At 73.8% G+C, this 19027-nt stretch carries 20 protein-coding genes; 11 read left to right on the top strand and 9 right to left on the bottom strand.

From position 1 onward, the window contains the following. The first annotated feature begins 6 nt into the window (after positions 1-6). The gene (locus AB0M03_RS01915) at positions 7-1272 is read left to right on the top strand and encodes a hypothetical protein (protein WP_363487289.1); all 1266 of its coding nucleotides are present in this window, start codon (positions 7-9) and stop codon (positions 1270-1272) included. 326 nt (positions 1273-1598) lie between these two features. Here the strand turns inward: AB0M03_RS01915 and AB0M03_RS01910 are convergent, their stop codons facing one another. The 3 genes from AB0M03_RS01910 to AB0M03_RS01900 form a co-directional block, all read right to left on the bottom strand. After that, positions 1599-2282 carry an NPCBM/NEW2 domain-containing protein gene (locus AB0M03_RS01910; protein ID WP_363487287.1) on the bottom strand — a complete coding sequence of 228 codons (684 nt, stop codon included), beginning with the start codon at positions 2280-2282 and terminating at the stop codon, positions 1599-1601. 109 nt (positions 2283-2391) lie between these two features. Further along, on the bottom strand, positions 2392-2712 hold the full coding sequence (locus tag AB0M03_RS01905) for a hypothetical protein (protein WP_363487285.1): 321 nt from the start codon (positions 2710-2712) through the stop codon (positions 2392-2394). 177 nt (positions 2713-2889) lie between these two features. Further along, a complete protein-coding gene (locus AB0M03_RS01900; RefSeq protein WP_363487283.1) occupies positions 2890-3462 on the bottom strand; it encodes a helix-turn-helix domain-containing protein in 573 nt (190 codons plus the stop codon). 121 nt (positions 3463-3583) lie between these two features. On the opposite strand from AB0M03_RS01900, the gene AB0M03_RS01895 reads away from it, so the two are divergent. The 4 genes from AB0M03_RS01895 to AB0M03_RS01880 all read left to right on the top strand — a co-directional run bounded on the left by AB0M03_RS01895 (position 3584) and on the right by AB0M03_RS01880 (position 8079). Then, on the top strand, positions 3584-4024 hold the full coding sequence (locus AB0M03_RS01895; protein ID WP_363487281.1) for a nuclear transport factor 2 family protein: 441 nt from the start codon (positions 3584-3586) through the stop codon (positions 4022-4024). Positions 4025-4091: 67 nt separating this feature from the next. Next, the gene (locus tag AB0M03_RS01890) at positions 4092-4730 is read left to right on the top strand and encodes an RNA polymerase sigma factor (RefSeq protein WP_363487279.1); all 639 of its coding nucleotides are present in this window, start codon (positions 4092-4094) and stop codon (positions 4728-4730) included. Beyond that, on the top strand, positions 4727-5746 hold the full coding sequence (locus tag AB0M03_RS01885) for a CU044_5270 family protein (protein WP_363487277.1): 1020 nt from the start codon (positions 4727-4729) through the stop codon (positions 5744-5746). Before AB0M03_RS01890 ends, AB0M03_RS01885 begins: the two co-directional genes overlap by 4 nt. Positions 5747-5988: 242 nt before the next feature. Further along, entirely contained in the window at positions 5989-8079 is a 2091-nt protein-coding gene (locus AB0M03_RS01880; RefSeq protein ID WP_363487275.1) for a protein kinase, read from the top strand. Here the strand turns inward: AB0M03_RS01880 and AB0M03_RS01875 are convergent. Both AB0M03_RS01875 and AB0M03_RS01870 read right to left on the bottom strand, forming a co-directional pair. Then, positions 8048-8266, bottom strand: a complete 219-nt coding sequence (locus tag AB0M03_RS01875; protein ID WP_363487273.1) for a hypothetical protein — start codon at positions 8264-8266, stop codon at positions 8048-8050. The genes AB0M03_RS01880 and AB0M03_RS01875 overlap by 32 nt on opposite strands. Beyond that, positions 8263-8505: a hypothetical protein gene (locus tag AB0M03_RS01870; protein WP_363487271.1), complete on the bottom strand. Its 243-nt coding sequence runs from the start codon at positions 8503-8505 to the stop codon at positions 8263-8265. The genes AB0M03_RS01875 and AB0M03_RS01870 overlap by 4 nt, the downstream gene beginning before the upstream one ends. Positions 8506-8577: 72 nt before the next feature. Here AB0M03_RS01870 and AB0M03_RS01865 point away from each other — a divergent pair, with 72 nt between their 5' ends. Continuing rightward, positions 8578-9222 carry a TetR family transcriptional regulator C-terminal domain-containing protein gene (locus AB0M03_RS01865; protein ID WP_363487269.1) on the top strand — a complete coding sequence of 215 codons (645 nt, stop codon included), beginning with the start codon at positions 8578-8580 and terminating at the stop codon, positions 9220-9222. 285 nt (positions 9223-9507) lie between these two features. Here the strand turns inward: AB0M03_RS01865 and AB0M03_RS01860 are convergent, their stop codons facing one another. After that, positions 9508-10335: an MBL fold metallo-hydrolase gene (locus AB0M03_RS01860; RefSeq protein WP_363487266.1), complete on the bottom strand. Its 828-nt coding sequence runs from the start codon at positions 10333-10335 to the stop codon at positions 9508-9510. Between the two features lie 282 nt (positions 10336-10617). Between AB0M03_RS01860 and AB0M03_RS01855 the strand changes: the two genes are divergently transcribed. Continuing rightward, positions 10618-11442 (top strand): hypothetical protein, encoded by an 825-nt coding sequence (locus tag AB0M03_RS01855; RefSeq protein WP_363487264.1) that lies wholly within the window; start codon positions 10618-10620, stop codon positions 11440-11442. Between the two features lie 154 nt (positions 11443-11596). Here the strand turns inward: AB0M03_RS01855 and AB0M03_RS01850 are convergent, their stop codons facing one another. Continuing rightward, a complete protein-coding gene (locus AB0M03_RS01850) occupies positions 11597-13165 on the bottom strand; it encodes an MFS transporter (RefSeq protein ID WP_363487262.1) in 1569 nt (522 codons plus the stop codon). A 107-nt stretch (positions 13166-13272) separates the two neighbouring features. Here AB0M03_RS01850 and AB0M03_RS01845 point away from each other — a divergent pair, with 107 nt between their 5' ends. The 3 genes from AB0M03_RS01845 to AB0M03_RS01835 all read left to right on the top strand — a co-directional run bounded on the left by AB0M03_RS01845 (position 13273) and on the right by AB0M03_RS01835 (position 16560). After that, positions 13273-13890 (top strand): TetR/AcrR family transcriptional regulator, encoded by a 618-nt coding sequence (locus AB0M03_RS01845; protein WP_363487259.1) that lies wholly within the window; start codon positions 13273-13275, stop codon positions 13888-13890. Positions 13891-14287: 397 nt separating this feature from the next. Next, complete coding sequence (locus AB0M03_RS01840; RefSeq protein ID WP_363487257.1) at positions 14288-15808, top strand: glycoside hydrolase family 6 protein; 1521 nt, start codon at positions 14288-14290, stop codon at positions 15806-15808. Between the two features lie 314 nt (positions 15809-16122). Then, positions 16123-16560: a hypothetical protein gene (locus AB0M03_RS01835; protein WP_363487255.1), complete on the top strand. Its 438-nt coding sequence runs from the start codon at positions 16123-16125 to the stop codon at positions 16558-16560. Between the two features lie 81 nt (positions 16561-16641). On the opposite strand, the gene AB0M03_RS01830 is transcribed toward AB0M03_RS01835, so the two are convergent. Further along, on the bottom strand, positions 16642-17280 hold the full coding sequence (locus AB0M03_RS01830) for a TetR/AcrR family transcriptional regulator (RefSeq protein ID WP_363487253.1): 639 nt from the start codon (positions 17278-17280) through the stop codon (positions 16642-16644). Positions 17281-17377: 97 nt separating this feature from the next. Between AB0M03_RS01830 and AB0M03_RS01825 the strand changes: the two genes are divergently transcribed. Then, the gene (locus AB0M03_RS01825) at positions 17378-18493 is read left to right on the top strand and encodes an FAD-dependent monooxygenase (RefSeq protein ID WP_363487251.1); all 1116 of its coding nucleotides are present in this window, start codon (positions 17378-17380) and stop codon (positions 18491-18493) included. Here AB0M03_RS01825 and AB0M03_RS01820 read toward each other — a convergent pair. Next, the gene (locus tag AB0M03_RS01820) at positions 18460-18840 is read right to left on the bottom strand and encodes a WhiB family transcriptional regulator (protein ID WP_363487249.1); all 381 of its coding nucleotides are present in this window, start codon (positions 18838-18840) and stop codon (positions 18460-18462) included. The two genes, AB0M03_RS01825 and AB0M03_RS01820, sit on opposite strands and share 34 nt — an antisense overlap. Between the last annotated feature and the right edge of the window lie 187 nt (positions 18841-19027).

Below are 19027 nucleotides of genomic sequence, written 5' to 3'. Positions count from 1 at the left end.
CGCGGCATGCCACTCGACGACGCGCTGTACGAACGGATGGGCGAGCCGGACTTCTGGCCGCGGTACCTCTTCGAGGACGGCTGGGACGGCGAGGACTCGGACGGCGAGGACGAGGAGGACGACGAGGACGCAGTGGAGGCCTACCGGGCGGAGTTCGGCCTCGGTGACGGGCCGTCGCTGGTGCTCGACGTGGAGCTGGACAACGAGTACGTCGGGCTGGGGCTGCGGCTTCCCGGGCAGGGCGAGCCGGTCGAGCTGGGGTGGGACGACCAGGCGCACTTCCATCCGCATGTGATGCGCTGGGCCGAGCTGGAACTGCTGGCGCGGGCGTTCGCCCTGCACGATCCGGCGCTGCGGCACCCCGGTCCGGTGCTGGCGCTGCTGGCCCGGTTCGTGGTGCTGGACGAGGGGGACACCGCGGACGTGATCACGCCGCTGGTCGACGCCGCGTTCGGGCTCGTGCGGCCCGGTGGCGCGGCACCCGGCGGGGCAGGGGTGCGGGCGGAGACCCGGGACTGGTTCGAGCTGCGCGATCTGCGGGGCACCGGGCTGACGTGGACGGACGAGGGCCGGCGGTCGGCGGTCGGCCAGCCCGACGATCCGAGGACGATCCGGCCGCTGTACTCGCTGCGGCAGCCGGGGGCGGAGGCCTTCCCGTTCGAGGGCTGGGACGAGCTGCTGGCGCGGGCGGCGGAGCTGGTGGGCACGGCGGCCGCCGATCCGGCACTGGACGGTCCGGGCGTGCGGGCGGCGCTGAAGCGCTGCACGGGAGCGCGGGGGTACGCCGCGGTCGGCGGGTTGGCGGACGCGCTGCGGGCGGCCGGGTACGGAGGATCCGGCGCCGAGGTGCTGCTGCGGGCGCTGGAGACCCCGGTGAGCCGGGCCGAGGCGTGCTGGGCGGTGGAGACGATCGCCGGGCTCGCACCGGGCACGGTGGTCCGCCGCTGGTTCGGCCGCAGCCCGCTGACGGACGCCCGGCACTGGGACCTGCTGCTCACCCTCCCCGCCGATGTACCGGGAGCCACGGCCCATGCGCTGGACGCCGCGCTGCGGGCAGCCGGCCTGGGCTGGGCGGAGATCGCCGGTAGCACCTCGACGAAGGGCCCGGACGGCACCTACCGGACCGTGTCCACCACGGTCGACATCCGGGTGCGGGACTCGCTGGAGCAGGGCGTGACCGCGGTGACCGAGGTGCTGCGACGGTTCGACGCGGCGAGCACGGCCGAACTACGACACGAGGCCGCCCCGCACGAGAGGATCGCGCTGGACTGAACCGGCCCGTCCCGCCGGGCCCGGGGCGGCAGCGCCCACTGCCACGTCCCCGACCCGGTCGCGCGGGCCCGACGGGTGATCTTCCTACGGGTCGGTGGCCGGCGGGCCGGGTGTCGGCCACCTCGCTGCCGATACTGCGGGCATGAGACACGACCGCCCGACGTCCCTGCTGCGCCTCGCCGCGGCCGCCACGGTCACCGCGCTCGTCGCCCTCGGTACCCCGGCCGTGGCCGCCGGCGGTCCGTCGGGCGACGGCTGACGGACAGCGGACGGCGGACCGCCCCGTCGGCCGCCTCACACACGGCCGGCGGGGCGCCCGTCCGCACCTACTGGGTCAGCTTCGCGTCGCCCCAGATCCCCTCACCGACCCAGCAGGAATCCTCTCCCCCACGGGTGTTGATCATCCGCAGGGTGAGCCGGACCGCCTGGGAGACATCCACGTCGATCTTCCTGTCCGACGCGAGGTTCACGGTGTAGCCGGGCTCCGCCAGCCGACCGTCCAGGTAGACCTCGAAAAGCACGTCGACACCCGCCGAGGACTTGTTGCCGAGCCCCACCGTGGCGGTGAACCGCCGCCAGCTCCTGTCGATCGGGTACTCGATCTCCTCCGGCTTGATCCTCCCGCTGCAGTTCCCGTACACGGGCCGGCCGGTGCTGTGCGGGTACTGCTGCCCGTTCACGATCTGGCTCTCGTCGACCAGAGGGCCGTCGAGCGCCTCCAGGTCCGAGAGGAAGACGGACGCGGGCTCGGCCTTCTGCGAGGCGGGGCCCGAGGAGGAGGCCGGGGACGACGGCTGCGGTCCCACCTCCGGCGGCGGGGCCGTCGATGCCGTTGCCGGCGCGGAAGCGGCGGGCGGCGGTGCGGAGCTGCCGGTTCCGGGATCGCCCGACGAGAACCAGCCGAGAACGATGCCGCTGATGATGGTGAGCACACTCCCGATCACGGCGAGCGCCACGCCGGACTTGAAGCTCTCTCCCCGCCACCACGGGCCGTGATTGCCATGTGTCACTGACTGTCCCAGTATGACGATCCATCAGTTCGCTGTTCCGGGAGAGTACACGAGCCCGGGCCGGTCACGAGCGTTGTCTGACCACGGCTAATGGCCACCGACCGGCCGGTCAGTGCCCGGTGCCGCCGAGGCGGGTGCGGCGCTCGCCGGTGACCTGTGAGGCCGGGAGGCGTCCGGCCCTGGAGGTGCCGGTCAGGGTGTCGCCGGCGATCGTCACGGCGAAGGCCGGGTTGAGCCGCAGGGGCCCGGCGACGGCCTGCGTCCAGGTGAGCCGGTCGCCGTCGAGGGCGAGGTCGCCGAGCGGTACTTCTTCGCCGGCCCCGTGGGCGGTGCCGGTCAGGACGCCGTCCTGCTGCCGGATGTCGACCACGGCCTTGATCCTGCCGATGGGGGTGGAGATGACCAGGTTCCAGGTGCCTTCGACGGACATGCTGTCGTTCTTCCTCACGGTGCGGGGACGGGCAGGGTCGTACGGGATCGGACGCCCGGTCAGAATCCGACGGGCTGAGGCCCGCGTCCGTCCCCGGTCGGAGCCGGACCGCGGCACCCGCCCGTGCGGCCGTCTCCCGTACCTCACCCCGGGACAGGTGCAGCGCTGCGGAGCCGGTCAGTGCGGCCGCAGGCCGTCGAAGACGACTTCGTAGATCCGCTCGCGGGCCGACGGGTCCGCGGGGAGTTGTTCCATGGTGGCGCCGGTGCCGACCAGGAGGGCGAGCAGCTCCGGCAGGCCCAGGTCCGGGCGGACGGCCCCGGTTCGCTGGGCTCCGGACAGGAGGCCGGCCAGCTGGGTCCGCATGGCCGTGGTCGACTCCTGGAGGGAGGCGTGGACGTCCACTCCGGCTGCGGCGAGCGCCCGGACGAACTCGTTCTTGCCGGCGGACTGGTCGACCACCAGGCGGAAGCATGCGAAGAAGGCCTCGGCGGGCTCGGCCTCGGCGGCCAGCTGCGCGGTGCGGGCCGTGATGGTCTCCAGTCTGCGCACCATCACCGCCTCCAGCAGCGCCTCCTTGGTGGGGAAGTGCCGGAAGAGCGTGCCGACGCCGACGCCGGCGGCGCGGGCGATCTCCTCGGTCGGCACGCCGACGCCGCGGGTGGTGAACACCTCTGTGGCGGCGTCCAGCAGTTTGGCCCGGTTCCGGGCCGCGTCCGCCCGCAGCGGCCGCTCCGGAGCATCGCTCATCCCGCTCGTTCCCTTTCCGTGCATGGCGGACCGCCCCTGGACAACCGGAGTCACCAGTCCGTATCGTTTGAAACGGAGTCGCCAGTCCGATTCTAGCGACGCCTGTCGATGGGGGTTGATCATGTCCGAAACGCTGTCGCCGCGCGACGTCTTCCTCGAACTGCTCGAGGGCATCACCACGGGGCGGTTCTCCGGGCTGGCCCGGCTCTACGCCGAGGACGCCGTGGTGGAGACCGTCTTCGAACCCGTCGGGCCGCGCCGGATCGAGGGGCGCGGCGCACTCGACGAGCGGTTCGCCGCGGTCGCCGAGCACTCGCCCCTGGAACTCCGGGCCGCGAACGTGGTGGTCCGGGAGACCGACGACCCGGAGGTGGTCGTCGCCGAGTTCGACTACCACGTGCACCACCGCACCACCGGCAGGACCTTCGAGGCCGCCAACATCCAGGTCCTGCGGGTCCGCGACGGACTGATCGTCCACAGCCGGGACTTCCACGACCACCTGGCCCTCATCACGGCCGGCGGCGACCTGCCGCGGCTCGTCGCCGCCCTCGAGGGCCGGTAGCCGGGAACTCGCCGAAAGACGTCGCCCTGCCCGTGGAACTCCCCCGGGCGAGCGGACAGGTAGGGGTGTGGAACTGTCACTGCGGTCCCGGCTGCGCGCCGGGCACCAGAGCGCTTTCGGGGAGATCTTCGATGACCATGCGGACGGCCTCTTCCAGTACGCCCTGCGGGCGTTGGGCGACTGGGCGGCCGCCGAGGACGCCGTCTCGCTGACCTTCCTGGAGGCGTGGCGGCTGCGCGGCAAGCTGCAGGAGGACGGCGGCACCGTACGGCCCTGGCTGTTCGGCATCGCCGCCAACGTGCTGCGCAACACCGCGCGTGCCGCCCGCCGGCACCGGGCCGCGCTGGCCCGGATGCCGGTGCGCGAGACCGTGCCGGACTTCACCGAGGAGCTGGTGGAACGGCTCGACGACAGCGCCCAACTGGCGGCGACCCGCCGGGCGTTGTCCAGGCTGGGACGCGGCGAGCGGGAGGTGTTCGCGCTCTGCGTGTGGTCCGGCCTCGACTACGCGTCCGCCGCCGAGGCGCTCGGGGTGCCGATCGGCACCGTACGGTCCCGGCTCTCCCGGGCGCGGGCCCGCCTGCGAACCCTGGCCGAGGACGAGTTGGCCGCGATGCGGGATCGCACGGAACCCGCCAGGGGCAGCGGACAGGTACGGGGTGGCCGCGTCGGAGCGGTCCGGTCGACACAGGGGAGGGTCTCATGAACGGCATGCCGGAGCAGGACGGGCCGGTGCTTCCCGCCGACCGCCACCAGCTGTTGAGGGAACATCTGATGAGCGAGATCAACAGGGAGAACGCCACGACCGCCCGGCCCGTGCGACGGATCGGCTGGGTGGCCCTGCCCGCCCTGGCCGGCGCGCTGTCGCTGGCCGTGGTGCTGAACACCGGAGGCGGTACGGGCCCGGTGCCGCCGCCCGCGGCGGTCGGACCGGCGTCGCCGGGAACGCCGAACGCATCGGCGGCGTCGGGCACGCCCGTGAAACCGTCCGCCCCGGTGCAGTTGCTCGACCGGATCGCACAGGTGGCGGCGGCCAAGCCCGCCCCGGAGGTGAAGGACAGCCAGTTCGTCCATGTGAAGTCGCTGGTGAAGTTCCCGGACGGAACGCCGGACGGGCCGATCCCGGGCAAGCTCCACGAGCGGGAGGTCTGGCTCTCGGTCGACGGCAGCAGGAAGGGCCTGCTGCTCGACCGCACCCTGGTCTCGGGCACCGACCCGGAGTCCCTCAGGAGGGACGGGGCGAACCCCGACGGCACCCTGCCGCTCGACACCAACACCAGCCCCGACCTGCACGGTCCGACGTACCGGTACCTGGCCGGCCTGCCCACGGACCCGGACGAGATGTTCAAGCTGCTCAACTCCGAACCGCGCACCGAGCGCTGGACGGAGCAGCGCCCCTTCGGCACCATCGGCGACCTGCTGCGCGAGCAGATCGCCCCGCCGGCCGTCGCCGCCGCGCTCTACCGGGCCGCCGCGAAGATCCCGGGGGTCGAAGTGATCGAGGACTCGGTCGACGCCTCCGGACGGCACGGTGTGGCGGTGGGCCTCACCTCGAGCGCCGGCGTCCGGGTCGAGTGGATCTTCGACCGGAAGACCTTCGAGTACCTCGGCGAGCGCCAGATCGTGGTGAGCGCAGGCACCTTCGGCAAGCCCGGCGACGTGGTTGCCGAGACCGCCGTACTGAGCCGGGCGATCGTCGACAAGCCCGGGCAGCAGCCATAGGGCTGAGCCGGCCGTGCGAGGAGCCGCGGCCCGGTCCCGCCGTTGCGTGCGGGCCGGGCCGCGGCGGCGCCCCTGTGGCGGGTATCGGTTCGACGCGCGGACGGACGGCACGATACGGTCACCTGACATGCACAGAGCGCGGGACGGGCGGTAGAGGCCGGGCCCGTACCGGTCGGTGAAGGGCCGTCAATCACACGGTGGGCCTCGCACCGTGGCGGTCGCAGGGGGACGAGGCGGGGGACATGGACGTCGGGGAGAGCGGGAACGCGCACTCGCCGGAGCCGATCGGATCGGTCGGGCAGGGCCGTTACGTGCTGGAGGCACCTCTCGGCGAGGGCGGCATGGGGTCCGTGTACCGCGCCCGGGACACCCTGCTGGGCCGCACCGTCGCGGTGAAGACCCTGCACTCCGACCTGGCCCGCGACCCGTCCTTCCGCGAGCGTTTCCGCCGGGAGGCCCAGGGGGTCGCGGGGCTCAACCACGCCAACATCGTGGCCGTGCACGACACGGGCGAGGACACCGGGGCCGACGGCAGCACCGTCCGGTTCATCGTCATGGAGTACGTGTCGGGCCGGTCGGTGCGCGAGCTCGTCCGGGAGCGGGCGGCCGGTCCCGCCGGCGGCACGGTGCCGCTGGACCGTGCGCTGGCGGTCATCGCCGCCGTGCTGGACGCGCTGGACCACAGCCACCGGCAGGGGCTGATCCACCGGGACATCAAGCCCGCCAACGTGATGACGGCGGACGACGGCACGGTCAAGGTGATGGACTTCGGCATCGCCCGCGCCCTGCAGTCGGACGCCACCGCGATGACCCGCACCGGCACCGTGCTCGGCACACCCCAGTACCTCTCCCCCGAGCAGGCACGGGGGAAGCCGGCCGACGCCCGCTCCGACCTCTACTCCGTCGGCTGCATGCTCTTCGAACTCGCCACCGGCACGGTCCCGTTCGACGGGGAGTCGACGATGAGCGTGCTCTACCAGCACGTCCAGCAGGCGCCGCCGGTCCCGTCCTCGCTCAACCCCTCGCTGCCCCCGGGTGTCGACGCGGTCGTGGCCCGCGCCCTCGCCAAGGACCCGGCGGAGCGGTACCGGAGCGCCCGGGCCATGGCCGACGACGTCCGCCGGCTCGCCGACGGCCGGTCCGCCACGCTGGTCGACCGGCCACACTCCCTGCACTCCGCCGCCACCGTCACGGCGGAGGGCATCGGTGCCGCGGCCGACGCGGACGGCGGCGCGGACGCCCGGCCCGCCGGAGGGACGGGCACGCACGGCGGTGCAGGCTCCGAGGCCGGAGCCGGCCCCGCCGGCGGAGCTCCCCGCGGCGGTGGGACCGGAACCGCAGGAGGGTCCACGGCGCGTACCGATGCCGCGGACGCCTGGGCGGCCGACGCGTTCACGGCGGGCGTCCGGTTGACCTCGGGGATGCTGCAGGCGCACTCCCGGCAGATCCGTCGCTCCCTCAAGGTCGCCGGCTGGGCCTCGCTCCCGGTCGCCGTCCTCGTGCTGGCCGCGGGCGTGCTCGGTGCGCAGTACCTGCTTCCGGGCATCACCACCCACAGCAGCTACACCCCCGACCCGAGGGCGACCGGGGCGTTCATGGGGTGCGACCCGTACGTGTCCCGGGACGGCACCTTCGACCCGCCGTCGTTCACCGGCATGTCCGCGGCCGAGGCGCAGACCTGTGCGGAGATCGCCGGACTCAAGGTGGACCGCAAGACCGTCAGCGGCACCAAGAGCAACAAGGACACCGTCACCCGCCAGGAGCCGGAGACCACCGGGTCGGTCAAGCGGGGGGAGACCGTCACCGTCTGGGTGTCCCAGGGCGGCGACCCGCGGGCCAAGGGCGAGCTCTCGGTGTGCGAGACCGAGGAGCACCACGGCAAGGTTCCCACCCCCTGGCTCAAGGGCAGGACGGCCTCCACGGCCGAGGTCTGCGCCGAGATCGCCCACCTGGTGTTCGTGGAGGCCGGCAGGGTCCAGGACCCGTTCACACCCGCCGGCCAGGTCTCCCGGCAGGAGCCGGAGTCGGAGGACATCGCGGTCGGCGGCACCGTCAAGGTCTGGATCTCCACGGGTGGCGACCCCAGGGCCGTGGGCGAGCTGTCCGGCTGCGACCGCTCGACCGGGGAACGCCCGCAGGCGCCGCAACTCCAGTACAAGACCGTGGAGGCCGCGCGCGCCTGCGCCGAGATCGGCGGGCTCAAGCTGGAGGAGCACCACGTGCCGGACAACATCTGGCCGCGCGGCGAGGTGGTCAAGCAGGAGCCGGACAGCGCCGCCCGCATCGACCCGGGCAGCACCGTCAAGATCTGGGTGTCGACCGGCGCACCGTGACACCGCGCCGACGCGGACCGGTGCCGGCACTGCCGTCACGGTCCTTTCCACGTCCGGCCCTCCGCCAGATCACCACCATCCCCAGCGCCAGGACACCCAGCGCCACGACGACGATCGCGACCTTGACCGCACGGTCCAGCAGCAGGTGGTGCAGGAGTTCGGACGACTCCACGGCGAGGCCGGTCACCGCCGGCCGTCCGTCCGCCGCGACCAGGAGCTGCCGCTGCCGCTGCTCCTGCTCTCGAGCTGCCGGGCGACGGCGCGCAGCCCGGCCTTCACCACGGGGTCCGCGTACCGGCGCACCTCGTCGAGCCTGCCCCTGCGCTTGAAGTGCAGGGCGACGGCGAAGACCAGCAGCGCCAGCACGACGAGACCGCCGACGACCAGGCCGAACCTGATCAGCATGAGATTGAGGAACGTCTCCACGAGGAACCCTCCATCGGTTTTATCACGGCTGTGATACATCCCGTTGTATCACAGCCGTGATAGAAAGGTTCCATGCCCAGGTACGTGGATCCGGAGGCACGGCGCCGCCTCGTCGTCAATGCGCTGTTCCGCGTCGTCGTCCGCGACGGACTCCAGCGCACCTCGCTGCGCGCCGTCGCCGACGAGGCCGAACTCAACATCGGCTCGCTGCGCCACTACTTCGCCGGTCAGCAGGACCTGATGCGGTTCGCGATGCAGTCGATGCTCGACCGGGTCGGCGGTCGGCTGCTCGAACACCTCGGCCGGATCGGGGACCTCGACCGCCTGCCCCGGCCGGAACGACTCCGGCTCGCAACCGGGCTCCTGGCCGAGCTCCTGCCGCTCGACGAACGCCGCCGCGCCGAGGTCACCGTCTTCCTGGACTTCAACACGGCCGCCCGCACCGACCCCGCCTTCGGCGACCTGACGCACCGGGCCGCCGAAGGCACCAGAAAGCTGGTGCACCGGGTGCTCGCCCGGCTCGAGGCATCGGGCACCCTGCGCCCCGGGCTCGACCTCGGCCTGGAGACCGAACGGCTGACGGCCCTGCTCGACGGCCTCGGCCTCAGCGGCGTACTGCACCCCGACATCCTGGACGCCCGGGCGTGCCTCGACGTGCTGAGCGCACATCTGGAAGATCTGGCACGGCCCGCCGGGCCTTCCGCGTCCGCGAACTGATCCCGGTCGGCCGGGCCTTCGGAAGCAGCGCCCCGGCCACGGCGACCGCCGCGTTGGCCTCGGCGACCAGGTGGAGCTCGTCCGGCGGCCGCTCCCCCGTCACCTCTGCGGCAGCGCGGACCCGTTCCCACAGCTCGGGCTGCTCCTGTGGCGTGGCCGCCACCGCGTTCGGCACGGGGCCGAGGCGTCCGGCCCGACGGGGCCTACCGCCCCCCGTTGACCAGGGCGGACGCCCCCCGCCGTTCTCAAGGGCACTCGGGTGGTCGGCTCAGGGGCGCACACCGATCAGCGGCCCGCCGCGGCAGTGAGGTCGAACGGGTCGTGGGCGCAGATCAGCCGGACCTCGTCGGCGTGGGTGCGGCGCAGGTCGCAGAGGCGTTCGAGGGTCTCGCGGCGGGCGCGGTCGTCGACGGCCACCAGGCGTTGAAAGGCCGTCAGGCCGAGCGGGCGGCGCGGGGATCGGGGGTCGACGTCGGTGTGCGAGAAGTACGCGTCGCCGCAGTGGAGCAGCCAGCCGTCGGCCTCGCGGACGGCGACGCCGCAGTGGCCGCGGGAGTGGCCGGCCAGCGGCACCAGGAGCAGGTCGGGCACTTCGCCCGGCAGGATCCGGATCCCCTGCAGGCCGTACCAGCTCTCGGTGGCACGCTCCCGCGGGTGTTCCACCCAGAGCGGGCCGTGCGCCCACTGCGCCGGGAGGTAGCGGTCCCGTTCTGCGCGGGTGGACCGGGCCCGGGCGGCCCGGAGTTCGTCGTCGAGGACGTGGATCCGGGCGTGCGGGAAGTCGCCGATCCCGCCCGCGTGGTCCAGGTCGAGGTGGGTCAGCACGATGTGGCGCACGTCCTCGGGTCGGTACCCGAGCGCGCGGACCTGGTGCAGTGCCGTGCGCGCGAGGTCGAGCCGGGGCCTGACGACCGACAGGAACTGCCGGCCGAGCCGCCGCGGGTCGGCGACGTCGTCGGCCCCGAATGCGGTGTCGACCAGGATCAGCCCCGTCGGGCCCTCGATCAGCAGGCAGTGTGCGGACAATCTGCCGACCAGCGGTCCGCCGCTGCCGAGCAGGAGTCGGCCGCCGATGGGGCACATGGTGGCGCAGTCCAGGTGGTGCACTCGCACGGGGCCTCCAGGCGTCTCGGACGCCGGCGGGCGTCGTGGCCGGTCGTCGTGGTCTGCGGACGGTGCCGGGGCATCGATGCCGCGCGGCAGCGTACCAGCGGGTAGGAATCACGCGGCACCCACGCGTACGCGACCGGCGCGGCCGCCGTCGGAAGAAACCTCTGATGGTGCTCAAGTCCGGCTTGGAGGAGTCCAGTTCGGGAATTCGTCCGTTCAAGCCGACGGCAGCGGTCGCTGCAGTGCTCCCCCGCCGCCGCCCCTTCCCGCACCCGGAGGTCGATGATGGGAACGTTCTGGGCGGCCTGGGCACTGGCCGGGCTCGTCACTGCTGCACTCCTGCTCCTGTGGCCGCTGCGCGGCCGGACGGACGGCCTGACCACCGCGCACCTCGCGGCACTCCGTGGGGGTTCGAGGGCCGCCCTCGTGGTCGCCGTCGTCGAATACCGGCTCGCGGGCCCGCTCGACGCCGACCGCGGCGGACGGCTGCGGCTCCAGGGGTCGGCGAAGCCGCCCGGCACGCCGACACCACTGCACCGGGCGGTGCGCAGCGCTCTGGCGAGACCGCTCGCGCTCGCCGACGTGGCGGCGCTGCCCGTGGTGCTCCGGGCCCGGCGCGGGCTGCGGCGGGAGCTGGTCGCCCGTCACCTGCTCTGCGGGCGCCTCCGGAGGACCGCGGCGTACGTGGTCGCACTTGGCGCCGCGGGCGCTGCGGCGGCCGCGATCCTGCACGGCTCCGCCGTCCTGGGCGCACCGGTCGTCGCAGCGTGCCTGGCACTGTTCGCCGCAGGCCCCCGGACCGCCGCCGGCCGCCGCGAGCTCGCCCGCCGGAGGCGGCTCCACCCGCTGCCCCCGGCCCCTCGGACGGCGGCCCGCCCGGTGGACCGCCCCGGACCGGCCGACGAGGCAGCCCTGCTGGTCGCGCTCCACGGGCGCCGCGCCCTGCGGGTCCTGCTGCCGGTCTTCGCGGCCCGGACCGGCATGCTCGGCGGGCGGACGGCCAGGGACGTCGTCAGCCGTTCCGACCGCGTTGTGGGCTACTCCGAGTACTGGGCCCTCGGCTCCGGCTCCACCGGCCCCGGCTCCGACTCCACCGGCCCCGGCATCTGAATCGGCCGGTCGGCCGGTGGACCGGCGTGGTGCCACTGCTGCGCGAAGCGCTCCTCGACCGGTATCGGGACACCGCGCACGCGGACCGACACTCCCTCGGGCGGAGCGTCGGTCCGGCGGCGGGGACGTTCGAGCCGTCCGCCGGTCAGTCGGGTCAGGGTCGCCGCTGCCCCGCCCGTACGGCGGTGCGGTGCTCGGCCGGCCGGGCCGCGGCCGGCGTCGGGCCGGCGGTGTGGCGTCCGGGGAGGGCGAGCCGGGCGGCGACCGCGCCGATCAGGCAGACGCCGGCGGCCACCAGGCAGGCCAGGTGGAAGGCGTCCATGAAGGAGGACTGGACGGCGGTCAGCAGGTCGGCCCGGCCGAGGCCCGCGGCGGTGCCGAGGGCGGATGCGACCGAGTCCTCGGCGGCCGCGGCGGTGTGCGGCGGCAGGCCGGCGAAGGCGGTCTCGGCGAGGCGGCTCGCGTAGAGCGAGGTGAACACCGAGCCCAGGACGGCGACGCCGAGCGTGCCGCCCGCCTCGCGGGTGGCGTCGTTGACCGCGGAGCCGACACCGGCCTTGGCCGGCGGCAGCACGCTGAGGATCGACTCGGTGGCCGGGGCGGTGGTCAGTCCGAGGCCGAGGCCGATCAGCACCATCTGGCCGACGATCCGTTCGTAGGACATGAAGGCGGGCGAGGCCGCGATCCAGGCGAAGGAGATGCCGAGCAGGACGAGGCCGGTGGTGACCACGGCGCGGGTGCCGAGCCGGGCGACCAGGGCGACCCCGCCGAGCGAGCCGACGGCGATGGTCAGCGCGACCGGCAGGATGCGCACACCGGTGGAGAGCGTGCCGTAGCCACGGATGAACTGGAAGTACTGGGTCACCAGGAAGATGAAGCCGAAGAGGGCGAAGAAGGCGAGGGTGACCGAGCCACTGGCGGCCGAGAAGGCCGGGGTGCGGAAGAGCGTCATGTCGATCATCGGGTGGGCGCGGCTGCGCTCGATCCGGACGAAGGCCGCGGTGAGCACGGAGGTGGCGGCGAAGCCGGCCACGGTGGCGGGGGCGCCCCAGCCGCGGTTCGGCGCCTCGATGATCGTGTAGACCAGGATGCCGATGGCGGCCGAGGAGGCGGCCAGCCCGGGCAGGTCCAGGCGCGCAGCGGCGGGTTCGCTCGACTCCGGCACCCAGGCCCAGGTCGCGGCCAGTGCGACGAGCGCGACCGGCACCAGCGCCAGGAACACCGACGGCCAGCCGAAGTGGGCCAGCAGCAGGCCGCCGACCACCGGGCCGACCGCGACGCCGAGGCCGGTGACGGCGCCCCACACGCCGACCGCCTTGGCCCTGGAACGGCGGTCGGGGAAGGTGTTGGTGATGATCGACAGCGTGGTGGGGAAGATGATCGCCGCACAGGCGCCCATGGCGAACCGGGCCGCCACCAGGGCCGCCGGTGAACCGGCCGCGCTGCCGAGCGCACTGGTGGCGGCGAACCCGGCGAGCCCGAGCAGCAGGGCGGGCCGGCGGCCGAACCGGTCGCCGAGCGAGCCCGCGGCGAGCACCAGCGCGGCGAAGGCCAGGTTGTAGCCGTCGACGACCCACTGCAGGTCGCGGGTGGTGGCGCCCAGCTCCCGGCTCAGGTCCGGCAGGGCCACGTTCACGATCGTGGTGTCGAGGTTGATCGCGAAGGCGGCGAGGCAGACCGTGGCCAGGACGAGCGCGCGGCGGCGAGGGGTGAGGGCGGGCATGAGCGGCTCCATCCGCCGGGCATGTTGACAGCGACAACATGCGGTGATTGACACGTTTCCACCCAAAGTGGACACTGTCAACACCTGGCCCCGAAGGCGGTGAAACCTTGGAGAAACGGACATATCACCACGGCAACCTCCGCGAGGCCCTGGTCACCGCCGGCGTCGCGCTGGCCCGTGCCGGCGGGCCGTCGGCCGTGGTGCTGCGCGCAGTCAGCCGCGAGGCCGGCGTCTCCCACAACGCCGCCTACCGGCACTTCGCCGACCACCGGGAGCTGCTGGCCGCCGTCGCCGCCCGCTGCATGGAACAGCTCGGCCTGCTGATGGTCCGCCGCACCGACCAGGTCGCCGAGGAAGAACCGGTCCCCCGCGCCTGGGCCCGGCTGGCGGCCATCGGCCGCGCCTACGTCGACTTCGCCCTCACCGAGCACGGCTGGTTCCGCACCGCCTTCTCCGGCGCCGCCGCGCACGGCGGCGGGCTGCCACGACCGGATCCCGGGGCCGGCAGCACCGACCCGTACACCCTGCTCGCCGCCCGCCTCGACGAGCTCGTCGAGGTCGGCGCGATCCCGCCCGAGCGGCGGCCCGGCGCGGAGTACGCGGCCTGGTCCGCCGTGCACGGCCTGGCCGACCTGCTCGTGGACGGCCCGCTGCACGACCTCCCCGCCGACCGGGTGCGGCTCGCCGTCGAGACCGTGCTCGCCACCGTCGCCCGCGGGCTCTGAGGGCGGCGCCGCCGGCCACGGCCCGCCCGGGACATGGGTGTTGAGCGTTTCGAGCTGCTCGGCCCCCCACACGGCGTGGTACTCGGCGGCCTGCAGGAGCGCGTCACTGAATGCGGTGGTCACGGACCGTTCCTACCGCCCACCACCGACACCCGCGCCACCGGGACCGCCGGGTGCCCTTCGCCCGGAGGGCCGGTGCGGGAGCCCGGCTCGACAGTTGTACGGCGCACCCGCTCTACCGGCGGTCTTCCCGGCCGACCGTTCCCGACCGCACGCTCCCTGCGTCCGTCGGTAAGTGAACCCCGCCCTGCACGACGCGATTCCGTCCGTAGGGTGGTCCGTTGATCACCCATCAGGTGATCGGCACACCGGAAGACCCCGACGCAAGGACGTGAGGATGACGACCACCCGCCGCCGGCTCCGCGCCGTGACCGTACCCGCGGCCGTGGCGGCCGCCCTGCTGGGCACCGCCGCACCTTCCTCCTCGGCCGCCCCCTCCCAGGCCGTCTACGGTGAACTCGCCCTCAACGGCACGTTCGCCTCCGGGACCGCCTCCTGGTGGTCGCAGAAGGCCGCTCTCGCCGCAACGGGCGGCGCCCTGACGGCGACGGTCGAGTCCAGGACGTCGGCCGGCGGCCCGGTGAACCTCTGGGACGCGATGGTCGGCCAGGCCGACCTCAGGCTGCGCAAGGGCGCCCGCTACACGCTCTCGTTCGACGCGAAGGCCACCGCCGCAGCGGCGATCAAGGCGACCGTCCAGCTCAACGACGGCCCCTGGACGACGACGCTGGCCGAGGACGCCGCCGTCGGTACCGCGTCCAAGCACTTCAGCTGGACGTTCACCTCGCAGGTCGACACGGTCGACGGCGCGATCACGCTCCAGCTCGGCGGCCTGCCGGCCAGGACGGTGTTCACCTTCGACAACGTCTCGCTGACCACCTCCACCGCCCGCGAGGGCTTCTACGTCGACCCCGGCAACAACGCCGCCACCTGGGTCGGCAAGCACCCCGCGGACGGCCGCGCCGCGAAGATCGGGTCGGCGATCGCGGACCGGAACACGGTGAAGTGGTTCGGCGACTGGGACGCCGACGGCAACCCGGCCACCGGCATCGGCGCGGAGGTCGGCGGCTACGTGGGTGCCGCGGCCGCCCAGGGCCGGCTGCCCGTCCTGGTCGCGTACGACATCCCCGGGCGGGACTGCGGCGGGGCCTCCTCGGGCGGCGCCGGCGACCCGGCCAAGTACAAGGCCTGGATCGACGAATTCGCCCGGGGCATCGCCGGACGCCCCGCCGTCGTCGTCCTGGAGCCGGACGCCGTGGCCCAGTCCTCGGACGCGGGCTGCATGAAGGGCGGCGAGCAGGCGCGGTTCGACATGCTCCGGTACGCGGCACAGCGCCTGCAGCAGCAGGGCGGCCTCGTGCAGACGTACCTGGACGCGGGCAACGCCACCTGGACGCTCGGCCCGGACCTGGACGACACCCGGGGCATCGGCCTCGGGCGGATGGCGGAACTGCTCGACAGCTCCGGCGTCTCGATGACCCGCGGCTTCGCGGTGAACGTCTCCAACTTCGACTCCGACGCGGTCTCCGACGACTACGGCAGCCGGCTGGCCGCCCGGCTCAAGGCCGACCGGGGCATCGTCTCCCGCTGGGTGGTGGACACCTCGCGCAACGGCAACGGCGGCTACCTGACCCCGGGTGTGCCGGGCAGCGGGCACGTGGGCTTCTGCAACCCCGCCGGACGCAAGCTCGGCGTCACCTCCCGTGCGGGCAGCGGCGCAGCCGGCACCGCCGAGTACCGCCTCTGGATCAAGAGCCCGGGCGACTCGGACGGCAACTCCGCCCAGTGCCCGGCCGGTTCCCCCGCCGCCGGTGTCTTCTCCCCCGAGCTCGCGGAGGCCCTGATCGACGGCCGCTGACCGTCCGGGCCGGGGCGACATGTGGACAGGTCCTCTGTTGAGCCCTCAAGCAATGGTGTTGAGCCCTCAAGCAACGAACCGGCCCGCCCGTCCCGGGAACTGTGCCCAGGTCATGCTCAGTGTTCGTGGGGGCAACAGGGAGTTGGCTCCCGGAGAGGGGTGTTGCACGGGCCGGTTCGAGGGGACACTGGGAAGCGGGGTTCGCCCAGAGCAACAAGGAAGCCGCCCATGAACACCGACCCCGACACCACCGCGTCACCCGTCCACCGCGCCGCCCCTGCGGGTCACCCGTACGACCCCGGGAGGCGGCCGTCGTGAGCATTCGACCCGCCCTGCACCGACTGGGCACCGTCGCCGCCCGGCGCACGATCGTCGTCACCACCGCCCTCGCGACCGCGGCCGCCCTCGGCACCGCCGCCCCGCTCGCGGCCGGGGCCGCCACCCCGGACCAGGGCCAGTTGTACTCCTGGGTCAGCGACGGCTGGGGCGGCGGCACCATCACCAGCCAGCCGGCCGGCATCAACTGCCACCAGGAGGCGTGGGAGCCGTACAGCGACACCTACCAGGAGTACCCGACCGGCTCCTGCGCCGCGTCCTTCCCGGTCGGCACCACCGTCACCTTCACCGCGACGGCCGACCCGGGGTCGTACGTCAACGCCGGCCCCGACCCGGTCAGTGTGACCGTCCGATCCGGCTACAACAGCGTCTGGGTCATGTTCTGCCCGCAGGACGACCTCTGCTCGAGCGGATGACGCGTTAGAAAACACCGGGAATCGCTCCGGGCCGGCACGGCCGTCCAGAAGCAGCCGTGCCGTGGTCCCTGCTCCGCGCTCCTACCCGGCGCCCGTGCCGTCCCGATCGGGGCGGCCGGGCCCGGTCAGGCCGTGGAGCAGGAGGTCCGTGAGGGTGTCGACGACCTCCTCGTCGGGCCTGCCGGCCGACTCCGAGGTGAGCAGCGCGTAGGCGAGCATCGAGAGCATGCCGCCCATGGCCGCGGCCACGAGGGTGGGGTCGCCCGGCAGGGGGTTGCCGCGGTCGCGCATGTACTCCAGGTGGTCGCGGAGCATGTCGGTGTCCTGGGTGAGGCGTTGCCACGCCCGGCCGGAGTGCGGGGCGTCGGCCATGGTCGACTCGAACAGCGCGATCACGACCGGCAGGTTGTCGCGCATGGTCCGCCAGGCCGCCTCCAGGTGGGTGTGGAGCTGTTCCCGGTCCGCCAGGTCGTGGTCGCGCGGATGGCCGCCGTGTTCCCGGACGTGTTCCCGCGCCTGGCCGTGGACCTCGGCGAGGAGCGCCTGGAGGAGTTCCTCCTTGTCGGCGAAGTGGGCGTAGAAGGAGCCCGTGGCCCGCCCGGCGTCGGCGGTGATGTCCGTGATCTTCGTGTTCAGGTAGCCGCGTTCCACGAACTGCCGGCGGGCGGCTTCCAGGAGCGCCGCCCTGGTTTCGGCTGCCCTCGCCTTGCGTACGCCCATGCGGCACTTCCCTTCTTGACCGGCGATCCGGCCCCCAGCATACTGACGGCGAGTTCAGTGAATCTGGATTCAATGAATCAGAATTCATGGAGGGGACATGAAGGTCGTCGTGGTGGGGGCCGGGGTGGCCGGGGCCGCGGTCGCGGTCGCGTTGCGCAGGATCGGCGCGGAGGTGACGGTCCACGAGGCGTACGAGGACCCGGCCGGGCCGGTCGGCTCGTTCGTGAGCCTGGCGGTCAACGGGCTCCGCGGCCTGGACGCCCTCGGATGTCTGGACGAGGTCCGGGCCGCCGGCTTCCCGGTCGCCCGGCAGCGGATGTGGGCCGGCGACACGGGCAGGTTGCTCGGCGACGTACCCCGTGGACGGGCGGCGGACGACCCGCTGCACAGCGTCACCCTGATGCGCGCCGACCTGGTCGGGGTGCTGCGGACCGCGGCCGGGCGGGCGGGGGCCCGCATCGTCACCGGCCACCGACCGGCACCCGCCGACCCGGACCTCGCCGACGCCGACCTGGTGATCGGCGCCGACGGGATCCGGTCGGCGACCCGCCGCGGCCTGGACCCGTCCGCACCCGAGCCCGCCTACGCCGGCCTCTACAGCGTCTCGGGCGTCTCGGACGGGGTCCACGGCGATCCCGGGACGTTCAACATGACCTTCGCGAAGTGCGGCGTGTTCATCCATCTGCCCGCGCCCGACGGCACCACCTGGTGGTCGGCCCAGGTGGCCGCACCCCGCGCGCCCGACCTCGCCGCGGTCGGCATCGCCGAGTTGAGCGGGCTGTACCGCACGGAGCAGCGGCCCCTCGACGTCCTCCGGGCCGCCCAGCGGATCGACGCCGCGACCCTGCACCACGTCCTCGCTCCGGTGCCGCGCCGGCACGACGACCGGACCGTGCTGATCGGCGACGCCGCGCACCCCGTCGGGGCGGGCCAGGGGGCCTCCATGGCGATCGAGGACGCCGTGGTCCTCGCCCGCGAGCTCCACCGGGCGGCCACCGTCCCCGCCGCCCTGGCCGCCTACGACGGGCTCCGCGACCGGCGCATCGGCAGGATGGCGAAGGCCGCGAGCGCGAACCGCGACGCCAAGACCGCCGGCCCGGTCACCGCCCGGCTCCGGAACCTGGTCATGCCGTTCGTCTTCCCCCGGTTCTACCCCCGGGCGACGGGCTGGCTGTACGACTACGAACCGGGCGGGCTCCCGGCCGGCCGGTGACCGCCGGGGCGCCTGCCGCCGGGCCCGGCGCGTCCGCCCGACGCGGGCTGCGCCCGGTCCGGACGTGCGGGCCGGGCGGGGCCCATGAAGGCCCTGCGCTCGTCCTCGCCCATGCCGCCCCACACCCCGTAGGGCTCGCGGACACCCAGGGCGTGGGCCAGGCATTCGGCCCGCACCGGGCAGTGCCCGCATATCCGCTTCGCGGCTTCCTCCCGTTCGTCGTGGGCCCGGCCGCGTTCTCCGGGCGGGTGGAAGAACAGCCCCGCGTCGGAGCCTCGGCAGGCGCCTTGCAACTGCCAGTCCCAGCGCTGGTGGAGCGGACCGGGAAGCCGGGAGGTCACAGTCACGACAGATCGTTCCTTTCGCGTCGGTGAACGGCGGCGGCCCCGTGACCGGCGCCGCGCCTCGTGCACCGCGCCTTGCCCGGATCGGCCGCGGCACACCCGGATGCGGCGAAACGACGGACGACCGGCCCGCCGGGCGGCGGCGGCCCGCTCCGGGTGCCCGGGAGTGCAGGCGGTCCGCGCGTCGCCC

This window comes from Kitasatospora sp. NPDC051914 (genome assembly GCF_040680995.1).
Lineage (GTDB): Bacteria > Actinomycetota > Actinomycetes > Streptomycetales > Streptomycetaceae > Kitasatospora.
Note: the sequence above shows the minus strand (reverse complement) of the source record. Positions and strands in the feature narration are given on the sequence as shown.